Annotated in this window: 18 protein-coding genes; 14 read left to right on the top strand and 4 right to left on the bottom strand. The window is 62.4% G+C overall.

The window, feature by feature from the left end; all coding sequences use genetic code 11:
- Positions 1-11 precede the first annotated feature (11 nt).
- The 9 genes from CRO46_RS02940 (at position 12) to rarD (ending at position 8867) form a co-directional block, all read left to right on the top strand.
- On the top strand, positions 12-797 hold the full coding sequence (locus tag CRO46_RS02940; protein WP_097104897.1) for an SOS response-associated peptidase: 786 nt from the start codon (positions 12-14) through the stop codon (positions 795-797).
- A 4-nt stretch (positions 798-801) separates the two neighbouring features.
- A complete protein-coding gene (locus CRO46_RS02935; RefSeq protein WP_097104895.1) occupies positions 802-1425 on the top strand; it encodes a LysE/ArgO family amino acid transporter in 624 nt (207 codons plus the stop codon).
- A 192-nt stretch (positions 1426-1617) separates the two neighbouring features.
- Complete coding sequence (cysS, locus tag CRO46_RS02930) at positions 1618-3060, top strand: cysteine--tRNA ligase (protein WP_097104892.1); 1443 nt, start codon at positions 1618-1620, stop codon at positions 3058-3060.
- A gap of 281 nt (positions 3061-3341) precedes the next feature.
- A complete protein-coding gene (locus CRO46_RS02925; protein ID WP_097104889.1) occupies positions 3342-3704 on the top strand; it encodes an endonuclease domain-containing protein in 363 nt (120 codons plus the stop codon).
- Positions 3701-4186, top strand: a complete 486-nt coding sequence (locus CRO46_RS02920) for a GFA family protein (protein WP_097104887.1) — start codon at positions 3701-3703, stop codon at positions 4184-4186. The genes CRO46_RS02925 and CRO46_RS02920 overlap by 4 nt, the downstream gene beginning before the upstream one ends.
- A gap of 121 nt (positions 4187-4307) precedes the next feature.
- The gene (pip, locus tag CRO46_RS02915; RefSeq protein ID WP_097104884.1) at positions 4308-5270 is read left to right on the top strand and encodes a prolyl aminopeptidase; all 963 of its coding nucleotides are present in this window, start codon (positions 4308-4310) and stop codon (positions 5268-5270) included.
- 162 nt (positions 5271-5432) lie between these two features.
- Complete coding sequence (gene cimA / locus CRO46_RS02910) at positions 5433-7049, top strand: citramalate synthase (RefSeq protein WP_097104880.1); 1617 nt, start codon at positions 5433-5435, stop codon at positions 7047-7049.
- A gap of 30 nt (positions 7050-7079) precedes the next feature.
- Complete coding sequence (locus CRO46_RS02905; RefSeq protein ID WP_097104877.1) at positions 7080-7799, top strand: 3-keto-5-aminohexanoate cleavage protein; 720 nt, start codon at positions 7080-7082, stop codon at positions 7797-7799.
- Between the two features lie 120 nt (positions 7800-7919).
- Positions 7920-8867: an EamA family transporter RarD gene (rarD, locus tag CRO46_RS02900; RefSeq protein ID WP_097104874.1), complete on the top strand. Its 948-nt coding sequence runs from the start codon at positions 7920-7922 to the stop codon at positions 8865-8867.
- Positions 8868-8962: 95 nt separating this feature from the next.
- Here the strand turns inward: rarD and CRO46_RS02895 are convergent, their stop codons facing one another.
- On the bottom strand, positions 8963-9574 hold the full coding sequence (locus CRO46_RS02895) for an LOG family protein (protein WP_097106446.1): 612 nt from the start codon (positions 9572-9574) through the stop codon (positions 8963-8965).
- Positions 9575-9712: 138 nt separating this feature from the next.
- Between CRO46_RS02895 and CRO46_RS02890 the strand changes: the two genes are divergently transcribed.
- From CRO46_RS02890 to pssA, 5 genes are all read left to right on the top strand, one after another.
- Entirely contained in the window at positions 9713-11893 is a 2181-nt protein-coding gene (locus tag CRO46_RS02890) for a LysM peptidoglycan-binding domain-containing protein (protein WP_097104871.1), read from the top strand.
- An 85-nt stretch (positions 11894-11978) separates the two neighbouring features.
- Positions 11979-12317 carry an ArsR/SmtB family transcription factor gene (locus CRO46_RS02885; protein WP_244577749.1) on the top strand — a complete coding sequence of 113 codons (339 nt, stop codon included), beginning with the start codon at positions 11979-11981 and terminating at the stop codon, positions 12315-12317.
- A 21-nt stretch (positions 12318-12338) separates the two neighbouring features.
- A complete protein-coding gene (locus CRO46_RS02880; protein WP_179758927.1) occupies positions 12339-14231 on the top strand; it encodes an ABCB family ABC transporter ATP-binding protein/permease in 1893 nt (630 codons plus the stop codon).
- A gap of 75 nt (positions 14232-14306) precedes the next feature.
- Complete coding sequence (locus CRO46_RS02875; protein WP_280176260.1) at positions 14307-15023, top strand: phosphatidylserine decarboxylase; 717 nt, start codon at positions 14307-14309, stop codon at positions 15021-15023.
- 29 nt (positions 15024-15052) lie between these two features.
- Entirely contained in the window at positions 15053-15955 is a 903-nt protein-coding gene (gene pssA, locus CRO46_RS02870; RefSeq protein ID WP_097104865.1) for a CDP-diacylglycerol--serine O-phosphatidyltransferase, read from the top strand.
- A gap of 70 nt (positions 15956-16025) precedes the next feature.
- On the opposite strand, the gene CRO46_RS02865 is transcribed toward pssA, so the two are convergent.
- The 3 genes from CRO46_RS02865 to purF all read right to left on the bottom strand — a co-directional run bounded on the left by CRO46_RS02865 (position 16026) and on the right by purF (position 20600).
- Entirely contained in the window at positions 16026-18251 is a 2226-nt protein-coding gene (locus CRO46_RS02865; RefSeq protein ID WP_244577748.1) for an AMP-binding protein, read from the bottom strand.
- A gap of 135 nt (positions 18252-18386) precedes the next feature.
- Positions 18387-19124, bottom strand: coding sequence for an SDR family NAD(P)-dependent oxidoreductase (locus CRO46_RS02860; protein WP_097104859.1), 738 nt, complete (start codon positions 19122-19124; stop codon positions 18387-18389).
- A 9-nt stretch (positions 19125-19133) separates the two neighbouring features.
- A complete protein-coding gene (gene purF / locus CRO46_RS02855) occupies positions 19134-20600 on the bottom strand; it encodes an amidophosphoribosyltransferase (RefSeq protein ID WP_097104856.1) in 1467 nt (488 codons plus the stop codon).
- Positions 20601-20625: the final 25 nt, after the last annotated feature.

The raw sequence follows: 20625 nt of genomic DNA, 5'->3' as shown, positions 1-20625 counted from the left end.
ATGGATTGGCAATGTGTGGACGTTTTTCTTTAACAGCAACCCCGGAAGAGGTGCAGGAGCTGTTCGGTCTCGAGGAAATCGAGGACTTCCCGCCGCGCTACAATATTGCGCCGACCCAACCGATCCTGGTCATCACCGGCGATCGCCGTCGCGAGGAAGGCGACAACCGCACCGATCGCCGGGCGCTGTTGGCGCGCTGGGGCTTTCTGCCGGGCTGGGTCAAGGATCCGGCGGAGTTTCCTCTGCTGATCAATGCGCGCTCCGAAACGGCGGCCGAGAAAGCCTCGTTCCGCGCCGCCATGCGGCACCGGCGGGTGCTGATCGCGGCCTCGGGCTTTTACGAATGGCACCGGCCGGGCAAGGGCTCGAAGGAAAAATCCACACCCTACTGGATCAAGCCCAGGCATGGCGGGATCGTTGCCTTTGGCGGGCTGATGGAAACCTATATGAGCGCCGACGGCGCCGAGATGGACACCGCCGCGGTGCTGACGGTGGGGCCGAACCGGGAGGTGGCGCCGATCCATGACCGGATGCCGGTGGTGATCCATCCGGAGGATTTTTCCCGCTGGCTCGACTGCCTCAACCAGGAGCCGCGCCACGTCGCCGATCTGATGGCGCCGGCGCCGGACGACTATTTCGAGGCGATCCGTGTCTCTGATCTGGTCAACAAGGTTGCAAACAGCGGCCCCGAGGTGCAAGAGCCAGCGACCGACGCCCCCGCTGCTCCCGGGTCGGAGAAGCCGGCGCGCAAACCCAAGGCCGCCGATCCGGCCGACAAGCAGATGAAGTTGTTCTGACCTGATGACGCCACTTGTTACTCCCGCCATTGCCGGCCTGCTGCTTGGCGGTTCGCTGATCATCGCCATCGGTGCCCAGAATGCCTTCATCCTGCGGCAGGGGCTGCTCCGCCAGCATGTCTTCATCCTGTGCCTGATCTGCGCGCTGTCGGATGCGGTGCTGATCGGGCTCGGCGTCGCCGGGCTCGGAGCGATCATCTCGGGGTCCGATGTCCTGATCGCCGTTGTGACCCTTGGCGGTGCGGCTTTCCTCGCCGTTTATGCTTTTCTGGCGCTGAAGCGGGCTCTCAATCCGTCCGGAATGAAGGCCGCGCGTTCGGCTCCCGGATCGCTGAAGGCCGCGGTGCTTACCTGTCTCGCCTTCACCTTCCTCAATCCGCATGTCTATCTCGACACCGTGCTCCTGGTGGGCGGGTTGAGCGGGCGTTACGAAGGCACGGCACGGCTGGCCTTCGGCATCGGCGCGATGTCGGCCTCGTTCCTCTGGTTCTTCGGGCTCGGCTATGGCGCGCGGGTGCTCGAGCCGCTGTTTGCCAGACCCTCTGCCTGGCGGGTTCTCGACGGGCTGATCGCGGCCGTGATGGCGGCCCTGTCGGTGTCGTTGCTGATACGTTTTATTGCCGGTTGAAAGCCGTTCCCGGGCATCTTGACCGGGCCGTTTCAATCGGGGATAAGAGCAGCATGAAAACGGCACACGGCGCGCGCGCCACTTGCATCTGCGGCATCATTATTCGCTAGCGCTTCGCTGGCTCGGCCGTTTTCGTCTTTTCACCATACAGGACAAACGACCCGGGCCGGGCGCCGGCATCGGGGAGTTGACATGACGGACCTCAAGTTCTGGAACACGCTGACGCGGGCCAAGGAACAGTTTACGCCTATCGATCCGGACAATGTGCGGATGTATGTCTGCGGCCCGACGGTTTACGATTATGCCCATATCGGCAACGCCCGGCCGGCCATCGTTTTCGACGTGCTGTTCCGGCTTTTGCGCCACGTCTATGGCGAGGACCACGTCACCTATGTGCGCAATCTCACCGACGTCGATGACAAGATCAACGCCCGCGCGCTGCGCGATTATCCCGATCTGCCGCTCAACGAGGCCATCGCCCGGGTGACAGAGAAAACCGCCGACCGCTACCACAAGGACGTGGCGGCTCTCGGCTGCCTGCCGCCCAGCTTCGAGCCGCGCGCCACCGCCCATATCGACGGCATGGTGAAGATGATCCAGCGGCTCATCGACAAGGGCAACGCCTATGTCACCTCTGGCCGCGAGGGCCGCGAAGTGCTGTTTTCGGTCACCTCGATGCCAGACTACGGCAGGCTTTCGAACCGCAAGCTCGAAGACCAGCAGGCCGGCGCCCGCATCGCGGTCGAAGAGCACAAGCGCAATGCGGGCGATTTCGTGCTGTGGAAAGAATCGGCTGCCGACGAGCCGGGCTGGGACGGCGTCTTCACCGAAGCCGGCGAAAGCGTCACCATTCACGGCCGCCCCGGCTGGCACATCGAATGCTCGGTGATGAGCGACGAACTGCTTTGGCAGCGTCCCAAGCAGGCGGGCCAGCTGACGGAGGCGGCCTTGGCTCAGCCGCACAAATTCGACATCCACGGCGGCGGGCTGGATCTGATCTTCCCGCACCACGAAAACGAAATCGCCCAGTCCTGCTGTGCCCACGGCAATGACCGCATGGCCAACCTGTGGATGCACAACGGCTTCCTGCAGGTCGAGGGCAGGAAGATGTCGAAATCCGAGGGCAATTTCGTCACCATCGCCGAGCTTCTGGAAACCGAGAAATTCGGCGGCCGCAAATGGCCCGGCGAAGTGCTGCGGCTGGCCATGCTGATGACCCACTACCGCGAACCGATCGATTTCAGCGTGAAGCGGCTGGAGGAGGCTGAAAGCATTCTGCAGAAACTCCGCCGCAAGGCGGAGGGTGGCATAGCCACGAACCTGCACCCAACTTTTCTGGAAGCGTTGGGTGATGATCTCAACACCAGCGAATACATTCGAAACCTTCAGGCAACCGGTATCCCTGCTTCGAACTTGATCGCGGGTGCTGATCTGCTTGGCGTCGACCTGCGGCCCAAAGAAGCATTGGTCGACGTTTCCAAGTATGTAGACAAACGTCTGGCTTTCATCGCCGCAAAAAACTGGTCCGAAGCCGACAAGATTCGCGACGAGCTGCTGGCACAGGGAATCCAGCTCAAGGACGGCAAGGATCCCGAGACTGGCGAGCGGGTGACGACGTGGGAAGTGAAGCGGTGAGGTTACCGCATTACCCCCCTCTGTCGGCTATGCCGACATCTCCCCCGCAAGGGGGGAGATTGGGGGCCTGGGGCTCCGGCCGAGGTAAATCACCGAGGTCTGAACGTGTTGAAGGTCTCCTTGTCCTAAGCAAGCAGCGAATTGATATCATTTCGGTGAGCTATTCGCCCTCAGGTTGCAATATGGTTGCAAATGCAGTTGAGTTGTCTTGGCGTGATCCGTCGGCACGCCAATCTCCCCCCTTGCGGGGGAGATGTCACGCAGTGACAGAGGGGGGTCGCTTGCCACATAGCAAAGTGCCACCGCATCTCAGGCGCAATGCCCGCCGCATGCGCAGCGCGATGACCGATGCGGAACTCAAGCTCTGGAATGAACTCCGGGCGCACCGGCTGATGGGGCTGGGGTTTCGGCGGCAGGTACCGATTGGCAATTACATTGTGGACTTCGCCTGCCCAGAGCACCGGCTTGTCGTCGAAGTCGATGGCTCGCAGCACGCCAACAACGTCACCCGTGACCAAGCAAGAACACGCTATCTCGAGCAACAGGGCTCGCAGGTCGTCCGCTTCTGGAATCACGATGTGCTGACCGATAACGACAATGTCTGCATGCATATTCTGCAATCGGTCGGGAGGGAACTGAAATGAGCTCAACTCACACCGGCGGCTGCCAGTGCGGGGCGGTCCGCTACCGCGTCGAAGGCGCGCTTGAGTATCCGCATCTGTGCCATTGCCGGATGTGCCAGAAGGCGGCAGGCAATTATTTCATGCCGCTCGGGTTTGCGCCCGGGAAAAGCCTGAGCATCACCCGGGGCAAGCCGGGCTGGTTCCAATCGTCCGAACCGGTTCGGCGCGGCTTCTGCCGGGATTGCGGAACGCCGTTGTTTTTCGACACGCTGCAATCGGAGGGCATGGCGGTGACGCTGGGCAGTCTCGATGACCCGGCCGCGTTTCCGCCGGTGTCACAGGACGGCATCGAAAGCCGGCTGCCGTTTCACGCGGCACCGGGCAGCCTGCCTGGCAAACATGTCGACCGGGACGATCTGCCCGGTGGTCTTGAGAGCATTGCCTCGACCAACCGCCAGCATCCGGACCACGATACGGTTTCCTGGCCGGAGCGGAAAGCATGAGCGGGCAAAGGGCGGGAACACAAACCCCGAAGGGGCTGCCATACAGCCTGACCGGCAAGGGCGTGCCGGGTGTCGCGGTAACGGCAGCTCCCATCGTCCGGGTGTATGGGGGAGTGAGACAATGAGCAAGCTGCGCGGATTGTACCCGGAGATCGAGCCGTTCGAGACCGGCTATCTCGACACCGGCGACGGGCATTCAGTCTATTGGGAACGGGTTGGCACGAAGGGAGCCAAGCCGGCGGTGTTTCTGCATGGCGGACCGGGCGGCGGCTTCGGGCCGGTGCACCGGCGGCTGTTCGACCCCGCTCTGTACGACGTCATCCTGTTCGACCAGCGCGGCTGCGGGCGCTCGACGCCGTTCGCCTCGCTCGACAACAACACCACCTGGGATCTGGTTGCCGATATCGAGCGACTGCGCGACATGGCCGGCTTCGAGCAATGGCTGGTGTTTGGCGGCTCCTGGGGCTCGACGCTGGCGCTCGCCTATGCCGAAACCCACCCGGGTCGGGTCAGCGAGCTGGTGCTGCGCGGCATCTACACACTGACCAAGGCAGAGCTCGACTGGTACTACCAGTTTGGCGTCTCGGAGATGTTTCCCGACAAGTGGGAGCGGTTTCTGGCACCGATCCCCGAGGCCGAACGTGGCGACCTGATGGCGGCCTATCGCAAGCGGCTGGTTGGGGATGACCCGGCCGAACGGATCGCCGCGGCCAGGGCCTGGAGCGGCTGGGAAGGCGAGACCATCACGCTTTTGCCCGAACCTTCGACCAGCGACAAGTTTCACGAAGACCGGTTCGCGCTGGCCTTTGCCCGGATCGAGAATCATTTCTTCGTTCACGGGGGCTGGCTCGACGAGGGGCAGCTGTTGCGCGATGCCCACAAGCTTGCCGGGATTGACGGGGTCATCGTGCATGGCCGCTATGACATGCCATGCCCGGCGCGCATCGCCTGGCAATTGCACAAGGCCTGGCCACGGGCCGGTTTTCACCTCGTCGAAGGGGCGGGACATGCCTTTTCCGAACCCGGGATTCTTGATCAGCTGATCCACGCCACTGACAGGTTCGCGGGGAAAACCGATGCTTGAGGAATTGGCTCGCACCCCCCTCTGCGACGTCGTGACATCTCCCCCGCAAGGAGAGAGATCGGGCGCAGAAAATTCACAGGTTCCATTCTCCCCCCTTGCGGGGGAGATGTCGGCGCCGCCGACAGAGGGGGGTATTTCTCCCCTTCGTTTCTGGAGAATACGATGACCAAAGACCGCATCTACCTGTTCGACACCACCTTGCGCGATGGCCAGCAGACGCCTGGGATCGATTTTTCCGTCGAGGACAAGATTGCCATCGCAAAGATGCTGGATGATTTCGGCATCGATTATGTCGAGGGCGGCTATCCCGGCGCCAATCCGACCGACACCGAGTTCTTTGCCAGCAAGCGCACGCAAAACGCCTCCTTCGTGGCCTTCGGCATGACCAAGCGGGCTGGCATTTCGGCATCCAATGATCCCGGTCTTGCCGGGCTCATCCAGGCGTCGGGCGATGCGGTGTGCCTGGTTGCCAAGAGCTGGGATTACCATGTGAAGGTGGCGCTCGGCTGCAGCAACGAGGAAAATCTGGATTCGATTTCCGGGTCGGTTCAGGCGGTCATCGAAGCCGGCAAGGAAGCAATGGTCGACTGCGAGCATTTCTTCGACGGCTACAAGAACAATCGCGATTATGCCCTGGCCTGTGCCAGGACGGCCTATGAGGCCGGGGCACGCTGGATCGTGCTGTGCGACACTAATGGCGGCGCCCAGCCGTCCGAGATTCGCGAGACCATCGCCGCCCTGATCGCCGAAGGCATCCCCGGTGAGCGGCTGGGCATTCACGCCCATAATGACACCGGGCAGGCGGTGGCCAATTCGCTGGCTGCGGTGGAAGCCGGCGTCCGGCAGATCCAGGGCACGCTCAATGGCATCGGCGAGCGCTGCGGCAACGCCAATCTGGTCACGCTGATTCCGACACTGATGCTCAAGCCCCACTTCTCGGACCGGTTCGAGACGGGGATTTCGCTTGAAAAACTGGCTGAACTTACATCGCTCAGCCATGGCTTCGATGAGCTGCTGAACCGCTCGCCGGCCGCCCAGTCGCCCTATGTCGGCGCGTCGGCCTTTGCCACCAAGGCCGGCATTCATGCCTCGGCGCTGCTCAAGGATCCGCGGACCTATGAGCATGTGCCGCCTGAAAGTGTCGGCAATTTCCGCAAGGTCATGGTCTCCGATCAGGGCGGCAAGTCCAATTTCATCAATGCGCTGAAACGGCGTGGCATCGAGGTCGGCAAGAGCGATCCGAAGCTCGACAAGCTGATTGCGATCGTCAAAGAGCGCGAGGCCACCGGCTATGCCTATGAAGGGGCGGATGCGAGCTTCGAGCTGCTGGCGCACCGGACGCTGGGCCGCGTGCCGGAATTCTTCTCGGTGACCAGCTTCCGGGTGATGGTCGAACGGCGGTTCAATGCCATGGGGCAGATCACCACGGTTTCGGAAGCCGTGGTCAAGCTGGTCGTCGACGGCCAGGAGATGATGTCGGTGGCCGAAGGGCACGGGCCGGTCAATGCTCTCGATATCGCGCTCAGAAAGGATCTCGGCGTCTACCAGTCGGAGATCGCCGATCTCGAACTGGTCGACTACAAGGTGCGGATCCTCAATGGCGGCACCGAGGCGATCACAAGGGTGCTGATCGAATCGGCCGACAGCGATGGCGGGCGCTGGTGGACGGTGGGCGTTTCCGACAACATCATCGACGCTTCGTTCCAGGCGCTGATGGATTCGGTCGTCTTCAAGCTGATGAAAAACCGGGATCTGGCGGGCCGGATCGCGGCAGAATAGGGCTGCCGTTACAGAGTTGAGGAAAACAACGTGATCGTACAGGCATGTCTGAACGGCGCGCGGCCGCAAGACTTTCATCCAGGACTTCCGTTAACGCCGGAAGCCATGGCCGAAGACGGCGCCGCCTGCCTGACTGCAGGGGCGGCGGAACTCCATATCCACCCGCGCAACGGGGACTTGCAGGAAAGCCTGGCCGCCGTCGACACGACGGTTGCTGCCGTTCGCAGCGCGTGCCCGGGAACGCTGATCGGCGTATCGACCGGTGCCTGGATCGAAAACGACATCGGCAAGACCCGCGAACGGATCTCCAACTGGACGGTGCTGCCGGACTACGCCTCGGTCAATCTGTCGGAACCCGACGCGCCGCAGGTGATGGACTTGCTGCACTCCGCCGGTGTCGGCATCGAGGCCGGGCTCGCGACGATCGATGATGCGAAGCGCTTTGTTGCACTCGATAACCACAGCAAGGCCTTTCGCATCCTCATCGAGATCGAGGAGCAAGAGCTGTCCGCAGCCCATGCCGTGACCCAAGGCATCACATCAGTGCTTGCAGATGCCGGTGTGACGCGGTCGATCCTGCTGCATGGTTTTGACGCGACTGCCTGGGATTTCGTCCGGCTTGCACGCAAGCACAACTGGTCGACCCGGATCGGGCTCGAGGACTGCCGGCAGATGCCTGATGGAAGCTTGGCAGCAAGCAATGCCGCCTTGGCCACTGCGGCGGTCGCTATCTTTCGGGGCAATTCGTGATGACCCGCCTGCTACTGGCGGGGGTGTCGCGCATCACGTCGTTCAGCGGAATGAATTTGCCCATTCACGCGCGATATCCTAAGCGTCTGACCTTGTTGTCGGAAAGAAGCAGGACTGATCATGGCGACCCAAGCAGCACCGCCGGTATATGACGAAGACACGCCGCGGGGCTTTGCCTTTGCGCTGGCGGCCTATTTGCTGTGGGGCTTTCTGCCGTTCTACATGAAGGCCGTGGCCCACATCCCGGCGCTTGAAGTTGTGGCGCACCGGGTGATCTGGTCGGTGCCGATCGCTGCGGTGGTGCTGCTTCTGCTTGGCCGCACCAAGGACATCCGTGCTGCCTTCAAGTCGCCACGCACGCTGGGCATGGGCTTCATTACGGCGGCCCTGATCACCATCAACTGGAGCATTTATGTCTGGTCGATCGCCGCAGGACGGGCTGTCGAGACTGCGCTTGGCTACTACATCAATCCGCTGTTTTCGATTTTTCTGGCTGCAATCCTGCTCAAGGAGAGTCTCGATGGGCGCCAGAAAGCGGCGATCGCGTTGGCCGTTGTTGCCGTCGGGCTGCTGGCGTTCGAAACCGGCGGGTTGCCCTGGGTTTCAGTCGGGCTTGCGCTCAGCTGGGGTTTTTACGCGCTGTGCAAGAAATCGCTGCCGGTCGGTCCGAATCAGGGCTTCTTTCTCGAGGTGCTGATGCTGACACCGCTGGCATTGGGCTACATCGCCTATGTGGAATTCAACGGCGTTGGCCATTTCGGTGATACCGGGATGGTGGACGTGCTGTTGCTGTTGGGGTGCGGCGTGGTCACCGCGGTGCCGCTGATGATCTACGCCAATGGCGCCAAGTTGCTGCGGCTGTCGACAATCGGCATCATGCAGTACATCGCGCCAACGATGATCTTCTTCATCGCGGTGTTCGTCTTCAAGGAGCCGTTCGGGACCTACAAGCTGGCCGCGTTCGTGCTGATCTGGATTGCGCTGGCGATCTATACCTCTTCGCTGTTGCGCAGCCGCAGGGCGCGCCAGGCAGCAGCTGCGGCCGCTGCATCAGGCATAGCCAGATGAGATGACTAGCTGGTGAGTCCTGCCGCTTGTGCCGATGGGGCAGGTGAGATCGAATCCGTGCGGACGCCGCTGGAGGTGTCCGGGTCGGGAAAAAGCTACATCTTCGAGATGATGGTTTCGTCTTCGCCGTTGCCCGTGGCCGCGGCCTGGATCGCAGGCACGATCTGTTCGGCGGATTCGATCACGAGCGGGCGGACAAGATGGCCGGTGTGGATGAAACCGGCCTCGCGCATGTGGCCGATCAAGGCACTCAGCGGATCCCAGAAGCCATTGATATTGGCCAGCACCATCGGTTTGACATGGCGGCCGAGCTGCGCCCAGGTCATGATTTCGACAATCTCTTCAAGCGTTCCTATGCCGCCGGGCAGCGTGACGAAGGCGTCCGATCGTTCGAACATCATGTGCTTGCGCTCGTGCATGTCTGCCGTCACATGCAGTTCGCTCAGCTGGCCGAGTTCCTGGCGTGAGGCTTCCTTGTCCATCAGGAATTCGGGGATGATGCCGGTGACCTTGCCGCCATGGGACAACACGGCTTCCGCGACCGCGCCCATAAGGCCCCTGGTGCCACCACCATAGACCAGGCCGATGCCCTGTCCGGCCATGCTGCGCCCCAGAATCTCGGCGGCCTGACGAAAGGCTGGGTCGTGACCAGGCTGGGATCCGCAATAGACACAGATGGAACTTATGCGCGCTGACGGTGTGTTCATGCAGGCAATGAGCACAGCCAGTCGCGCATGGTCAAGATGGCGCGGGCGATGCAAATCGCTTTTTCTTGTACCCGGTATTCAAAGCATATAGGTTTTTGCGCAGATGACACATTTTATGCCGTCTCCACGGAGCAGACAATGAATAAAAACAATGCCGGTTTTCTGGTTCTTCTCGGCTTCGCAGCGGCGATTGCCCTCGGCGCGTTCTTTTTAGCACCCAGCATTTTCAAGACTGAAACCGAAGTGGCATCCGTCCCGGCTCCGAAGACCAATATGGTTGACGCCACGGCGCCGGCTGACCAGCCGCAGGAGGCACCGGTGCAGGAGGGTCTGCCCGCGGACGCGGCCGAGGCCGAGGCCGGTTCGAAGCCAGCCGAGGCAACAGAGCCGGCAATGGAGGGCGACAGTTTTGCCATGCCAGGCTTCGATCTGCTTCGGGTCGAGCCCGATGGTTCAACCGTGATCGCGGGCAAGGCCGAGCCCGGCACCACGCTCGAAATCATGAATGGGGAGACCGTGATCGCCACGACTGAAGTTGGCTCCAGCGGCGATTTTGCGGTCGTTCTGGATACGCCGTTGCCGGCGGGCGACTACCAGCTGACATTGCGGGTCACGGATGCGGACGGGAAGGTGCGGCAGTCCGAAGAGGTGGCCACGGTGTCGGTTCCCGAATCCGCCGATGGTGAGCTTCTCGCCATGGTCAGCAAGCCCGGCAAAGCCAGCCGGATCATCACGCAGCCCAAAGCCGCCCCGGTCGATGACGCGGTCGAAATTGCTGCAGCATCGGCACCTCCGCAGAATGCTGAAACAGCCGAAGCAGCCGGGACAGGCGAGGGGGCGGACGGTTCTCAGGCCGCTGCAACTCTCGGCAGCGAGGGCGCGGCGCCAGCCGCCGGCGAGGCTGAAGCCCGAGCCGGGACGGCTGCTGCCGGCGCCAGTGAATCCGGCTCGGAAGCAGGGACTGAACTGGCTGCTGCCGACACCAGCGCAGGCAATGCCGGGGCCGGCACCCAGACACCAGCGCTGCCGGAGGCATCAAGCGTGCTGACCACGTCGGCGCCACAGGTATCCGGCGAAAGCGAGGGGGTCGATGAACCGGAGACCGCCGCAACGCCGGATCAGGAGACTGAAGCTGAAGACGCAAACGCAAATGCGGAGTCCGAGGTCGCCCTGGCGGCGCCGGCTTCGGACGCTGAAACAGCGCCTGCACCGGTTCCCGCGGACGCCAGCGTGCGAGTCGACGCCGTGGAAATCGAGGGCGACCGGATCTTCGTTGCCGGGTCTGCGACCGCGGGCCACCAGGTCCGGGTCAGTGCCGATGGCAAGCTGATCGGTACCGATACGGCCGATGAGACTGGACGCTTCATCGTCGAGGCAACGGGCGAGTTGGCGGTCGGCGATCATTTCATCAGCGCCGACATGATGGATAAGGCGGGGGAGACCGTGCTGTTGCGGGCGACCGTGCCGTTTAATCGCCCCGAAGGCGGGGCGCTGGCCGCGGTCGCGCCGGCGGAACCAGCCGAAGAGGTCGAGGTGGCTGACGCGGAGCCTGCGGGTGAAGCTTCCGCTCCGGAAGATCTCGTGCAGCACGATATTGCCGGCCTGTCGAAGATGCGCGAAAGCGCGTTTGATGCGCTGTCGGCGCTCAAGCAGATGACTTCATCCGGCCAGCAACCTGATACTGCCGAGATGGGTGCGGCGATGGAGGATGCCGTGGACAAGCTCAAGGCAGCATCCATTGCCGAGCTTCCGGCGGGCAGCAGTGCTGAAGCCCAGGCGATCGCGAAATCAATGCGCCTGCAGGCCAGGTCCGCGCTTGCGGCCCTGGCGCCAGGGGCAGACGGTGCCGTAGCAGAAGACGCCGGTTCGACCGGGACCGGGGACGAGCCATCGCCGGTCGACCGTCTGGTCACCGGCGACTTGTCCAAGATGGCCGAAGCTCTCTCACAGGCTGAGACCGCGCTCGCGGCACCTGCGGACATGACGGATGCGGAGCTTGCCGGAGAAGAGATTGTTGCGGCCGGTCCCCGTGAACCAGGCGATCTAGGCGAACCAGGCGAGCCAAAGACCATTCTCCAGGCGCCACTGGCTTCGACGCCCGGCGCCGTCATCATCCGCCGGGGTGACACGTTGTGGCAGATCTCGCGCCGGACCTATGGCGAAGGCGTGCGCTACACCACGATCTACCTGGCCAATCGGTCCCAGATCCAGAATCCGAACCGGATCCAGCCGGGCCAGGTGTTCTCCGTGCCTGAAGAACCGATGGAGAATGCCGAAGAGATGCACAAAAAGCTCCTCGGCGAAGCCAAAAAACGCTAGATCGGTTGACCGGACATCGTTCATCGTATATCGCCGATGAACGATGAATATTGCTGATTCAGGTCCTTCCTGTCATGACGAAGCCGTGGCCCGCAAACTCGCGGCGTTGGCGCATCCCGTGCGGTTGCGCCTGTTGCGCAGCCTGGGTACAGGACACAGCTGTTGCGTAAAGGATCTGGTTGGCCCCACCGGTCTGGCGCAATCGACGGTTTCGCAGCATCTCAAGGTGCTGGTGGAGGCCGGGCTCGTGAGCTTCCGCGCCGACCGGCAGAGTTCCCGTTATACCGTCAACGCCGCGGCGCTGCGGGAGTTGGCGGGCATCATAGGCACAACACTTGATCATTGTTGCAGTGGCGGTTGTTCGCCCTCCGGCGACGGTGAATTGGCAGACCACACCCGGCAGGGAACGCCGCGGCGGCCCTGAGCGGAAACAAGGACAACTGACTTGGCTTCGAAAACCGTATCCGCCGACCAGGGAAATCCCTTCGGCACCTTGAAAAACCTGTGGCCTTACATGTGGCCGTCGGACCGGCCGGACCTCAAGATGCGGGTGCTGTGGGCGACGCTGTTTCTGCTTCTGTCGAAGCTGGTGCTGATCTCGGTTCCCTATTTCTTCAAATGGGCCACCGATGCGCTCAACGGCAAGCCCGATGTGGTATCCTGGATGCCGGCGCTGATTGCGACGCCGGTGATGCTGGTGGTCGCCTACAATGTGGTGCGGATCGTGCAGTGGGGTTTCAACCAGCTGCGTGATGCTCTGTTTGCCCGTGTTGGCCAGCATGCGGTGCGGCAGCTGGCCTACAAGACCTTCGTGCACATGCATGAGCTGTCGCTCAGGTTTCACCTCGAGCGGCGCACCGGCGGCCTGTCCCGCGTCATCGAGCGCGGCACCAAGGGCATCGAGACCATCGTCCGCTTTACCATTCTCAACACTGCGCCGACGCTGATCGAGTTTGCGCTGACGGCGGTCATTTTCGGCGTTGCCTATGGCTGGAGCTATGTTCTGGTGACGGCTGTCACTGTCTGGCTCTATATCTGGTTTACCGTGCGGGCATCGGACTGGCGGATCGGGATCCGACGCTCGATGAACGCCTCGGACACGGACGCCAACACAAAGTCCGTGGATTCGCTTCTCAATTTCGAGACCGTGAAATATTTCGGCAACGAGGCCATGGAGGCGCAGCGCTTCGATGTCTCGATGGCCTCCTACGAGAAATCGGCGACGCAGGTTTGGACCTCGCTTGGCTGGCTCAATATGGGCCAGGGCGTCATCTTCGGTGTCGGCATGACCGTGATGATGGTGATGTCGGCGCTTGCGGTGCAGGCCGGCGAGCAGACCATCGGCGACTTCGTGTTCATCAACGCGATGCTGATGCAGCTTTCGATCCCGCTCAATTTCATCGGTTTCGTCTATCGCGAGATCCGCCAGGGTCTCACCGACATCGAGCAGATGTTCGAGCTTCTCGATGTGGAGCCGGAAGTTCGCGATGCGCCGCATGCGAAGCCGCTGGTGGTCGGTCAGGGGGCGATCCGCTTCGAGGATGTCAATTTCAGCTACGACCCGGCACGTCCGATCCTCAGGGGTGTCTCGTTTGAGGTGCCTGCTGGCAAGACGGTGGCCATCGTCGGGCCGTCGGGGGCGGGCAAGTCGACGATTTCACGGCTTCTGTACCGGTTCTACGACATCCAGTCGGGCAATATCGCGATCGATGGTCAGAACGTCCGCGACGTGACACAGCAAAGCCTGAGGGCGGCGATCGGCATGGTGCCTCAGGACACGGTTCTGTTCAACGACACCATCGCCTACAATATCCGCTATGGCCGGATCGATGCCAGCGAGGAAGAAGTCAGCCGGGCGGCGGACCTGGCGCAGATCGGTGATTTCATCCGCAGGCTGCCGGACGGCTTCAAGTCGATGGTCGGTGAACGCGGATTGAAACTCTCGGGCGGGGAAAAGCAGCGCGTGGCGATTGCCCGCACCATCCTCAAGGCGCCGCCGATCCTCATTCTCGACGAGGCGACCTCGGCACTCGACACTGCCACCGAGCAGGAGATCCAGGCAGCGCTTGATTTCGTCTCCAAGGGCCGGACTACACTGGTCATCGCTCACCGGCTGTCGACGGTGGTCAGCGCCGACGAGATTATCGTGCTCAAGGACGGTCAGATTGCCGAACGCGGACGTCATGCGGAACTTCTTGCCCAGAAAGGACTTTATGCTTCCATGTGGGACCGCCAGCGCGAAGCGACGGAAGCCGAGGAGCAGCTCAAGCGCATGCGCGAGAACGATGAGATGGGCATCGTCACGCGGCGGCGGACACCGGAAGTTGACGAGGCCTAGGGGCGTGTGCGCAATTGGCGCTGCAAAGTGGTTTCCCCTTTGCGGCGAATTGCTGTAGGCACGGCCATTGAACAAATCAGGGAAGACGACATGACCATTATCGACAGCGTACGCAACGCGCTGGTTCCGGTACATCGCGAAGGTTACAAATTCATCGCAGCATTCTTTGTTGCATCACTTGTGCTTGGCTGGATCGCCGACCCGCTGTTTTGGATTGGCATGGTGCTGACCGCCTGGTGCGCCTATTTCTTTCGCGACCCGGAGCGCGTCACCCCGCTGGACGAGGATCTGGTGGTCAGCCCGGCGGATGGCCGGGTGTCCTCGGTGGTGCGGATGGTTCCACCGGCCGAACTGGGCCTGGGAACCGAGGAAATGCTGCGCATCTCGGTGTTCATGAATGTGTTCGACTGCCATGTGAACCGAGCACCGGTAAAAGGCCGCGTTGTCCGCAAGGTCTATTCGCAAGGGGCATTTCTCAACGCCGAACTTGACAAGGCCAGCCTCGAAAACGAGCGCAGTGGCCTGGTCATTGACACAAACCGTCATGGTGAAATCGGCGTGGTCCAGATCGCCGGACTGGTGGCGCGGCGTATCCTGTGCTGGGCCGGAGAGAACGAGCATCTCGATGCCGGCGAGCGTTTCGGCCTGATCCGCTTCGGTTCCCGTCTGGATGTGTTTCTGCCAGCGACCGCGCGCTCTCTGGTCAGCGTCGGTCAAACCGCAATTGCAGGCGAAACGATGCTGGCCGAGTTCGGATCGAACAAGGGCCCCGTGGTCAGCCGCCGCGACTGAGGTTCACCCCGTCAAAAAGGGAGACATGCATGCCAACGCCGTTTCCACCCTATGACCCTCACGGTCTGGATGAATCCGACTACCACGAAGGTCGCGGTCCGCGGCTGCGTGAGATTCCGTTTAGGCTGCTGGTTCCCAATCTGATCACGGTGCTGGCGATTTGCGCCGGCATGACCGGGATCCGGCTGGCCTTTGAAAACCAGATCCAGATGGCGGTGACGATGGTGCTGGTGGCGGCCTTTCTCGACGGTGTCGACGGCCGCGTGGCGCGGTTGCTGAAGGCGCAGTCGAAATTCGGCGCGCAGATGGATTCACTGGCCGATATCATCAATTTCGGTGTCGCGCCGGCGCTGGTGCTCTACGTGTTCATTCTCGATCAGGCGCGCTCCTTCGGGTGGATTGCGGCGATCGTCTTTGCCATTGCCGCAGGCTTGCGGCTGGCGAGGTTCAACGTCATTTCCGAAAGCACGGCGCGCTCGGAGTGGCAAAGCTACTACTTCGTCGGCGTGCCGGCGCCTGCAGGGGCTCTGCTGGTGCTGTTGCCGGTCTATCTCGGCATCATGGGCTTGCCGATCGACCGGACCACGGGCTTTGCCGCTGCGGCCTATACCATGTTCATCGGTTTCCTGCTGATCAGCCGCGTGCCGGTGTTTTCCGGCAAGGGCATCAGCGGCGGTGTCCGCCGTGACCTTGTGATGCCGTTCATTCTGGCGGCGGTGGTCTATGTGTCGCTGTTGATGAGCTTCACCTGGGAGACGCTGACGCTGACGGCGCTGGCCTATCTGGCGTCGCTGCCGTTCGGTGCGCGTGCGTGGGCACGCCGTTACGGGCCCAAAGCGCGGCTTGCGAGCAGCAAAAACGGGGATGCTGATGCCGATGCCGGCGCGCCCGTGGATGGCAAGGCAGACGACAGCGACAAGCCTGATGCGTAGCGCCAGTTCGTTCCTGCTTGGTCGTGCTGCAGGCTTGCAGGCGTCTAAAAACCGATTCGTGTCTTTCCGGTCAGGCTTTGCTGTTGTCGGTACGGTGTGAGCTGATCCACTCGTCGGCGATCTTTTGCGCGGTGACGTAATCGGTCTTGCCCGAGCCGAGGAGCGGAATCTCGGAAACGTTGATGATCTCGCCCGGCACCATCAGCTCGGTGGCGCCGAAGCGGCGGGAAAATTCGCGCAATTCGTCCCGCAAGGCCGGCATCCTGGTGGTGACCAGCACGATCCGCTCCCCCTTTCGCCTGTCCTTGACGGCGACAGCGGCGTGGAAATCCTCCGGCCAGAGCTGTTGCACCATCAGTTCGATGGCGCCGAGCGACACCATTTCACCGGCGATCTTGGCAAAGCGCTTGGCGCGGCCGCGGATCGCGATATAGCCGTCCTCGTCAACCGCAACGATATCGCCGGAATCATGCCAGCCGCTGCTCAGCGGCTGAAGCTTTCCGGGCTCGGAGGCCAGCATGTAGCCGAGCATGATATTGGGTCCGGAAACGTACAATCTGCCAGCGTCATTGATGCCTTCCACCGGTTCGAGCCGCAGCGACATGGCAGGCAACAGGCGTCCGACCGTTCCATCCTTGTTGTGGCTGCTGGAATTGACCGCAGCAACCGGCGCCGTCTCGGTCATGCCGAAGCCCTCGATGACGGTGGCGTTGAAGCGCTCCCGGTAGATCCTTCTGGTTTCGGCGCGAACGGCTTCCGCACCGGCCACGATCAGCCGCAGGCTTTCAAAGTCGGTATCCTTGGCGGTTCGCGCATAGCCTGCCAGGAAGGTGTCGGTGCCGAACATGATCGAAGGCCTGACCTCGCGCGCCACCGCCGGAAGGTTGCGGTAATGCAGCGGAGAGGGATAGAGAAACAGCCGGACCCCGTAAAACAATGGCAGGATCGCACCTCCGGTCAACCCGAAGCAATGGAACACCGGAAGCACGTTGAACAATCTGTCCGCGACCGAAATGTCGATGCGGGCTTCGGCCTGTGCCGCATTGGCATGAATATTGGTGTGCGAGAGAACCACGCCCTTGGGTGTCCCCTCGGAGCCGGAGGTGAACAGGATCACCGCCGGATCGCTGGCCCTGACGGGCCTTAGGGGTCTGCGCCAGTTGACGAATGCATTTGCCTTCTCGAGAACCGAAATGCTCTCGCGCAGTTCCTCCAGCCAGACGATCTTGACGCCTGCGTTTTCGATCGCTGCAACCGGTGCCTCGAGGCCCGCCTTGTCGACAAAGGCGCGGCTCGAAAGCACGGTGCGGATTCTTGCCGTCGACAGGGCCGAGACCAGTGCTGCGGGTCCTGCCGTGTAATTGAGCATGGCAGCGACCCGACCCGCCGACTGGAGCGCAAGAAAGGTGACGATGACGGCATTGGCATTGGGCAGCAGGATGCCGAGCGCTTCACCCGGCTGGCTCATGGCTTCGAGTTTCGCGCCAAGCGCGCGGGCGCCGATCAGGGTCCGCTTGTAGGTGAGCTTGCCGCCGAGCGCGTCCTCGAGCACCGGACCGGCCTTCCCGTAGATGTCGCAGGCATCGCGAAAGGCGAGGAACAGGCCGCGTTCGAGATTGTTGCTGCGAAAACGGGCCAGAGCCATGAGGTCGTGCACACGGTCTTCATCGCGCGGATCGGTTGCGCCATTGTCGGCCGGGCTGGTGTCGTCAAATCCGAGAAGATCGGACTGTCCGAGCCTCATGCGGGGAAGCAGGTGGCGGGGCGCTTTTGATCTCGGGTGAACCGACCATTGCGAGAAGCGCGAGCCGCGGACATGCAGCGCCCGCAGTCCCGCGCCGTGCTTTCGTGCGAGGGCTGCGAGCGTGCCGTAGCCGCGGAGCGTTTGCGGTTGGGGCTCGATCTCGGGCGGGCAGGGGACACTGACAGACTGTCCGGCAGCAAGCGCCGCCTCGATCGCCGCGATGTCGCCGGCATAAGCCGTCTCGCCGATCAGGCGGAGGCCGAAAAGGAACAGGGAGCGCTGGTCTTTCTCGTGCAGCAGGTGCAGGCAGCGCCGGTCGAGGAATGACCAGAGGACTGCGACATCGAGGCCCGACTGGCGCGCATAGACGTGGATGACGGGCCGCTCAGCCGGTGCGGAACGATCGGGCAGCTGCAGCCGAAAAAGGCTGCGGAGCTTAAGCAGCGCGATCGCCTGAGGGAGGCTGCAGTTGCGTTTGTGTGCGAGGTAGAGTGCCGCCAACAGACCGGCCGCTGCCAGAAGCGCAACGATTGCTGCCGCAAAACCCGCCATGACCATCCTCCTCCGTGCCTGCCGGCCCGTGAGGGTGGTTCAATTGTCGAACCGGCAACCGCGTCCGTGGCAAGCCTAGAGCCGATCTTGCGCAATTGGAACCGGTTTCAGGGCGCTTGCGGCGCGGCTCGGCGCTCAGACAGGCAGCTGGTAGTCGAAGAAGCGGTTTTCCGCCACCCGGAACAGCTTGCCGGACTCGAGGCAGCTCGGAGCGCAGAGCGGAACCAGTTTCGCAGCCGTCTCCTCGGGATGCGGCAGCGTCTCGGGATTTTCGCCCGGCATCGCCTGCGCGCGCATTGCCGTCCGGGTGGCGCCGGGATCAATGGAATTGACCTTGAGAGCGGTCTTCTCGGTTTCCGCCGCCCAGACACGGGCGAGGGTCTCGACCGCCGCCTTGGACGCTGCGTAGGGACCCCAGAAGGCGCGGGCGGAATGGGCAACGCCCGAAGACAGGATCAACGCCCGGCCGGCATCGGACTTCAGCAGCAGCGGCTCTACCGAGCGGATGACGCGCCAGGTTGCGGTGACATTGACCGCCATGACCTTGTCAAACACCTTGGCCTCGACATGGCCCACCGGCGAGATGGTGCCAAGCACGCCGGCATTGGCGACAAGAATGTCGAGCTTGCCCCAACGCTCGTTGATGGCAGCACCCAACCGGTCGACGGCCTGCATGTCGGTCAGGTCCATCGGCACCAGCGTGGCGGTGCCGCCGGCGGCCTGGATGGCGTCGTCGAGCTCTTCAAGGCCTCCGGTGGTGCGGGCGACAGCGATGACATGCGCACCCTCTTTGGCCAGCGCCAATGCGGTCCAGTAGCCAATGCCACGGGAAGCGCCGGTTACGAGCGCGATACGTCCTTGAAGTGAAGTCATTGCTTTGGATTATCCGTTGTTGGCCAGCAGCGAAAGGCTGCGGACATTTACCTGATCTTCCTGATCGGTGAGCGTCGTCGGGTAGTCGCCGGTAAAACAGGCGTCACAGAATTGCGGGCATTCGGAATTGCGGCCTGGCTCGCGCACCGCGCGGTAGAGCCCGTCGATGGAAACAAAGCCGAGGCTGTCCACCCGGATAAAGTCCGCCATGGCGTCGACCGACATGCGCGAGGCGAGCAGCTTGGACTTCTCCGGCGTATCGACCCCGTAGAAGCACGACGACATCGTGGGCGGAGAGGCAATGCGCATGTGCACTTCGCGGGCGCCGGCTTCCCGGACCAGCTGCACGATTTTCTGGCTGGTCGTGCCGCGGACAATGGAATCATCGACCAGCACGACGCGCTTGCCCTCGATCATGTTCCGGTTGGGATTGAGCTTGAGCTTGACGCCCATGTGCCGGATTTCCGACGAGGGCGCGATGAAGGTGCGGCCGACATAATGATTTCGAATGATGCCGAGTTCGAAAGGCAGGTTGGCTTCCTGTGCAAAGCCGATTGCCGCGGGCGTGCCGGAATCGGGCACCGGAATGATGACATCGGCATCGACCGGGCATTCCTTGGCCAGTTCCTGTCCGATCTTCTTGCGCGATTCATAGACGTTGCGGCTCTGGATCGTCGAATCGGGACGGGCGAAATAGACATACTCGAAGATGCAGAGCCGGGAGGGCTGCTTTTCGAAGGGGAAATGGCTTTCGATGCCCTTGCGGGTAATCACCACCACCTCGCCGGGTTCGACTTCGCGGACAAAGCGGGCGCCGATGATGTCGAGCGCGCAGGTTTCTGACGCAAGAATATAGGCGCCATCGAGATCGCCGATGCAAAGCGGCCGGATGCCGAGCGGGTCGCGCGCGCCGATCATCTTCTTCTCTGACAGGCCGACCAGGGAGTAGGCGCCTTCCAGGCGGGTGATCGCGTCGATGAATTTCGGCACGATCCTGTCCTTCTCGCTGACGGCGATGAGATGCAGGATGGTTTCGGTGTCCGAGGTCGACGAGAAGATCGAGCCGCGCTTCTGCAGCTCGCGTTGCACGGTGAGCGCGTTGGTGATGTTGCCATTGTGCGCGATGGCAAAGCCGCCGCCGGCAAATTCCGCAAAGAACGGCTGGACGTTGCGCAGGCCCTCGCCACCGGTGGTGGAGTAGCGGGTATGGCCGATGGCGCGGTCACCGGGCAGCCGGTCCATGACCGATCGCTTGGTGAAGGTGTCGCCGATCAGCCCGACATGGCGCTCGACAGAAAACTGCTTGCCGTCGAAGGCGACGATACCGGCAGCCTCCTGGCCCCGGTGCTGGAGCGCGTGCAAGCCAAGCGTGACCACGGCAGCGGCTTCCGATTTTCCGAAAATGCCGAACACGCCGCATTCGTCGTGAAAATCATCAGCTTCGTTGTCGACCGGTTTCAAGCCACTGTCTGTCATCGGCGTCGAACCCTCGTGTAGACCT

This window comes from Parahoeflea halophila (genome assembly GCF_900220985.1).
Taxonomy (GTDB): Bacteria; Pseudomonadota; Alphaproteobacteria; order Rhizobiales; family Rhizobiaceae; genus Hoeflea; species Hoeflea halophila.
The sequence above is the reverse complement of the archived record's forward strand: the minus strand, read 5'-3'. Positions and strand labels throughout refer to the sequence as shown.